Raw genomic sequence first — 4,288 nt, forward strand, 5'->3', positions numbered from 1 at the left:
ACAACAAAAAGTGTGGAGAATGTGATGAGCCCGAAAATGATGCGTGCGGCACGGATGTACGAAGGCGGCCAGCCGATGCAAATCGAACAGGTGCCAGTCCCGGCGATTCGCCCCACCGAAGTGCTGGTCAAGGTCGCCGCTTGCGGCATCGTGCCCAACCTGCACAACATCCTCACTAACTGGGTCAAATGGTTCCCCCATCTGCCGCTGCCTAAGCTGCCGGCAATCTTCGGCCTGGACCCGACCGGGGTGATCGAGGCGGTGGGCGACCAGGTCTACGACTTCAAGCCCGGTGACCGGGTCTACGTCAACCCGGCCCGCTACTGCGGTTCGTGCCGCGCCTGCCGCGCCGGCAACACCACTGGCTGCAGCGCCTACACCTTCAACGGTTACTTCGGCTTTACCCCGCGCAGCCCACGGATGTTCGAGGACTACCCCTACGGCGGCCTCTGTGAATACATGCCCGCGCCGCAGTACAGCCTGGTGCGCCTGCCCGACAACCTGAGCTTTGAAACCGCCGCGCGCCTGGGCTACCTGGGCACTGCCTACCGGGCCTTGCTCAAGGCCAATGTCGGCCCGGGCAGCACCGTTTTGATCAACGGCATCACCGGCACCCTGGGCCTCGGCGCGGTGGCCCTGGCCTTGGCCATGGGCGCGCGCAAGATCCTCGGCACCGCGCGCAACGAAACCCTGTTCCAGCGGGTCAAGGACCTGGCTGCACCAGGGCGCATTGAGATCCTCTCCCTGGGCTCGTGCCCGACCTACGAGTGGACCGACCGCATCACCGGCGGCGAAGGCCTGGACGCGGTGATCGACGCTCTTGGCCCGGGCGCCCCGGCTGCCGGCCTGGTGGAGGCCATGCGTGGCCTGCACCGTGGTGGCGTGCTGGTGAACATCGGCGCGGTGTCCGGTGAAGTGCCCCTGGACCTGCACTGGATGATGGACAACGACATCCAGCTCAGCGGCTCGGCCTGGTTCACCACCGGCCAGGGTCAGAACATGGCCGACATGGTCGAGTCCGGCGCCCTGGACTTGTCGTTTTTCGAGCACAGCGTGTTTGCCCTGGAAGACGTCAACCAGGCCATCAGCGGCATCGAGAATCGCCAGGGCGGTTTTGGCAACTTCGTGATTCGTCCTTGAACCGAGGTCGGGGCCGCCGCCTGGCGCGCCCCGGTCAACGCCAGGGCAGGAGAGGGCAGTATGCAGATTCGTAGAGTGGTAACCGGCCACGACGAGCAGGGTAAGTCGGTGTTTGTCAGCGACGCCAGTGCAGCGCGGGCCAAGGATTTCAGTGACATCCCGGGTTATGGCTTCAGTCAGGTGTGGAGCCGCGACGGTGCATCCGACGCCGACCAGAGCACCTTTGGCGGCTCGTTGCTGCCAGGGGTGGGCGGCTCGTCCTTATTGATGATCAGCCTGCCGCCGGATTCGGTGATGGCCGCGCCCCTGAACCCGCAGCGGGCCTTGGGCGAGATGGTCGAGGCGCTGCCGGGGCTGATCGAGTGTTTTGAACCCGAGGCGCCGGGCATGCACCGCACGCCGACCCTGGATTATGTGGTGATCCTCGAAGGCGAGTTGTGGCTGGAACTGGACAATGGCGAGCAGCGCCTGGTGCGCAGCGGCGACGTGGTGATCCAGCAGGGCACCCGGCATGCCTGGCGCAACAAGTCCGAACGCCCGGCCCGGGCCGCGGTGTTTATGCAGGGCCTGGCCCAGGGAGGCCAGCCATGAGCGCGACCCTGAACCTGCTGGGCCTGTCCGGCAGTCTGCGTCGGCACTCGGCCCACAGTGCCGTGCTGCTCAGCGTGGCCGAAGCGCTGCCGTCCGAGGTGCGCCTGACGCTGCACAGCTTGCAGGATGTGCCGCCCTATAACGAAGACCATGACGGCCCGAACGCGCCACCGGCGGTGCTGGCCTTGCGCGCGGCGGTGGCGGCGGCCGATGGCCTGTTGATCGGTTCGCCGGAGTACAACCACGGCATGTCCGGGGTGCTGAAAAACGCCCTCGACTGGTTGTCCCGGCCCCACGGTCGCTCGGTGCTGACCGGGCGTGCGGTGTTGACCTTTACCGCCTCGCCGGCCTTTACCGGCGGCGCCCGGGCCCATCAGCAATTGAATGAAACCCTGTGGGCGGTGCAGGCACGGCAGGTGGTCTATCCGCAGATCGTGATCGGCAGCGTGGCCGGCAAGATCGTCGACGGGCGCCTGGTGGACGAAGCGGCGCGCAGTTTCCTGATGGCTGGGGTCGGCCTGTTGATCGAGCAAGCCCAAGCCTCCTAAACGCGCACGGTGCGGGTGAGGGCGCGGAGGTCGCCTTCGTCCGAGCCGCCGATGCGCCGGCAACACTTCACCTCCCCAGCCCGGCGCAACATTCTTGGCCGCGGCGCATTACAGCAATCGACCGCGTTGCCGATAACAGCGATATGGAATCACTGGGCCGTGCGTGGCCAGTTTCCCAGGCAGGAGGGTGGCGGTTGCATGGGGCCGGAAAGAGCCCAGTCACCGCAGCTTCGACGGCGTCGCCTATCCTGAGGTTTTCGGCTTATAGCTGCTCTTCCTGCTTTCGGTGCTGCCCCTTTGAAACGCGACCTTCGGCTTGCCTCATTGCTGACCTACCTGGTGTGCTCATCGGTCATTCTGATGACCCTATGGCAGATCTGGACCGCTCGCCAGAACACCCTGAGTGATATCCAGACCGATACTGTCAACCTGACCAACGCCCTGAATACCTACACCGAAGGCATCTTCAAGCAGAGCGAGTTGGTGCTGATCGGGCTGACCGAGCGCATCGAGAACCTGGGCGATGACCCGGGTGACGTGCAGCGCCTGAAGTCGGTGGTGGAGCAGGAGATGGCGGCGCTGCCGCAGTTGAACTCAATGGCCTGGTATGACGACCAGGGCAACTGGCGCTTCTCCACCCATCCCATCGCCAAGCGCACCAATGCCAGCGACCGTGAGTTTTTCACCTACCACCGTGACCATCCTTCGCGGGAGGTGTTTATCGGCCCGGCGATTCGCAGCCGGGTCACGGGCGCCTGGGTGATTTCCGTGAGCCGGCGGATCGACCATGGCGACGGCTCCTTTGCCGGGGTGCTGTCGGTCACGGTTGGCCTTGATTATTTGCTGAGCTTCTACAAGAGCATCGAGGTCGGGCAGACCGGGGTCATCAGCTTGACCTCGGACCAAGGGCGCCTTCTGCTGCGCTATCCGTTTCACGAGGAGGACATCGGTCGTGACCTGTCTTCGGCGCCGATCTTCGCTCAGGCCTTGGCAGACACCCGTTCGGGCACGGCGGACTTTATCTCCAAGGTCGACGGGTACGGCGCCTCTACGCGTTCCGCAAAAGCGCCGAGTATCCGCTGGTGACCACCGTGGCAGTGGGGAAGGACGAAGCCCTGGGTGCCTGGTGGAGCCAGTCCAAGCAATCGGCGGTGGTGGTCCTGTTGCTGTCGGGGTTGCTGCTGGTGCTGGGCCGGCGCTTGATCAATCACATCAACCGGCGCATCAGCGCCGAGCAGGCGTTGATGGACAGCCGGTCGCGCTTGCTGGAGTTGAACCAGACCCTGGAGGTGCTGGCCTCCGAGGACAAACTCACCGGCCTGGCCAACCGCCGGCGTTTCGATGCCTTTCTCGACGTTGAATTCCAACGGGCCAAGCGCAGCGGCCTGCCGTTGTCGCTGATCCTCATCGATGTGGATTTTTTCAAGCGTTACAACGACCACTACGGGCACTTGGCGGGTGATGAATGTTTGAAAAACATCAGCCGCTTGATCCAGGCGTGCGTGGGGCGCCCGGGGGACATGGTGGCCCGTTATGGCGGTGAGGAAATTGCCGTGGTCTTGCCCAACACCGACGAGGCGGGGGCTCGCAGAGTGGCCGAGGCCATCCGCCACGACATCGAACGCGCCGGGCTGCCGCACCAGGGCAGCCCATTGGGGATGATCACCGTCAGTGCCGGCGGCGCGACCTGCCTCGGGGCGGATGAAACCTGTCACCAGGAGCGCCTGATCGAGTTGGCGGACCAAGCACTGTACGCCGCCAAATCCGCCGGCCGCAACCGCACGGCCTACACCACCCCCTAGACGCCGGCCGTCTTTGTAGACGCTGCCTTTGTAGGAGCTGGCTTGCCAGCGATGATGCCCTTGAAAACGCCATCGCCGGCAAGCCGGCTCCTACAAGGGCACTGAAGCTTGCGCCCACACCTGCCGCCAATTATGACCAGCGCCCGCTGTCTTTGTAGGAGCTGGCTTGCCAGCGATAGGGCCCTTGAAACCGCCATCGCCGGCAAG

At 64.7% G+C, this 4,288-nt stretch carries 5 protein-coding genes; all 5 read left to right on the forward strand.

The features are described from left to right. Positions 1 to 24: 24 nt before the first annotated feature. The 5 genes from M1B35_RS13570 to M1B35_RS13590 all read left to right on the forward strand — a co-directional run bounded on the left by M1B35_RS13570 (position 25) and on the right by M1B35_RS13590 (position 4,081). Positions 25 to 1,140, forward strand: a complete 1,116-nt coding sequence (locus M1B35_RS13570; RefSeq protein WP_123335703.1) for an alcohol dehydrogenase catalytic domain-containing protein — start codon at positions 25 to 27, stop codon at positions 1,138 to 1,140. A gap of 60 nt (positions 1,141 to 1,200) precedes the next feature. Beyond that, a complete protein-coding gene (locus M1B35_RS13575) occupies positions 1,201 to 1,731 on the forward strand; it encodes a cupin domain-containing protein (RefSeq protein WP_123335705.1) in 531 nt (176 codons plus the stop codon). Beyond that, positions 1,728 to 2,279 (forward strand): NADPH-dependent FMN reductase, encoded by a 552-nt coding sequence (locus M1B35_RS13580; protein ID WP_268262187.1) that lies wholly within the window; start codon positions 1,728 to 1,730, stop codon positions 2,277 to 2,279. Before M1B35_RS13575 ends, M1B35_RS13580 begins: the two co-directional genes overlap by 4 nt. A 297-nt stretch (positions 2,280 to 2,576) precedes the next feature. Further along, entirely contained in the window at positions 2,577 to 3,365 is a 789-nt protein-coding gene (locus M1B35_RS13585) for a cache domain-containing protein (protein WP_268262188.1), read from the forward strand. After that, positions 3,362 to 4,081 (forward strand): GGDEF domain-containing protein, encoded by a 720-nt coding sequence (locus M1B35_RS13590; protein WP_268262189.1) that lies wholly within the window; start codon positions 3,362 to 3,364, stop codon positions 4,079 to 4,081. The genes M1B35_RS13585 and M1B35_RS13590 overlap by 4 nt, the downstream gene beginning before the upstream one ends. Positions 4,082 to 4,288: the final 207 nt, after the last annotated feature.

The organism is Pseudomonas morbosilactucae (assembly GCF_023241665.1).
GTDB lineage: Bacteria > Pseudomonadota > Gammaproteobacteria > Pseudomonadales > Pseudomonadaceae > Aquipseudomonas > Aquipseudomonas morbosilactucae.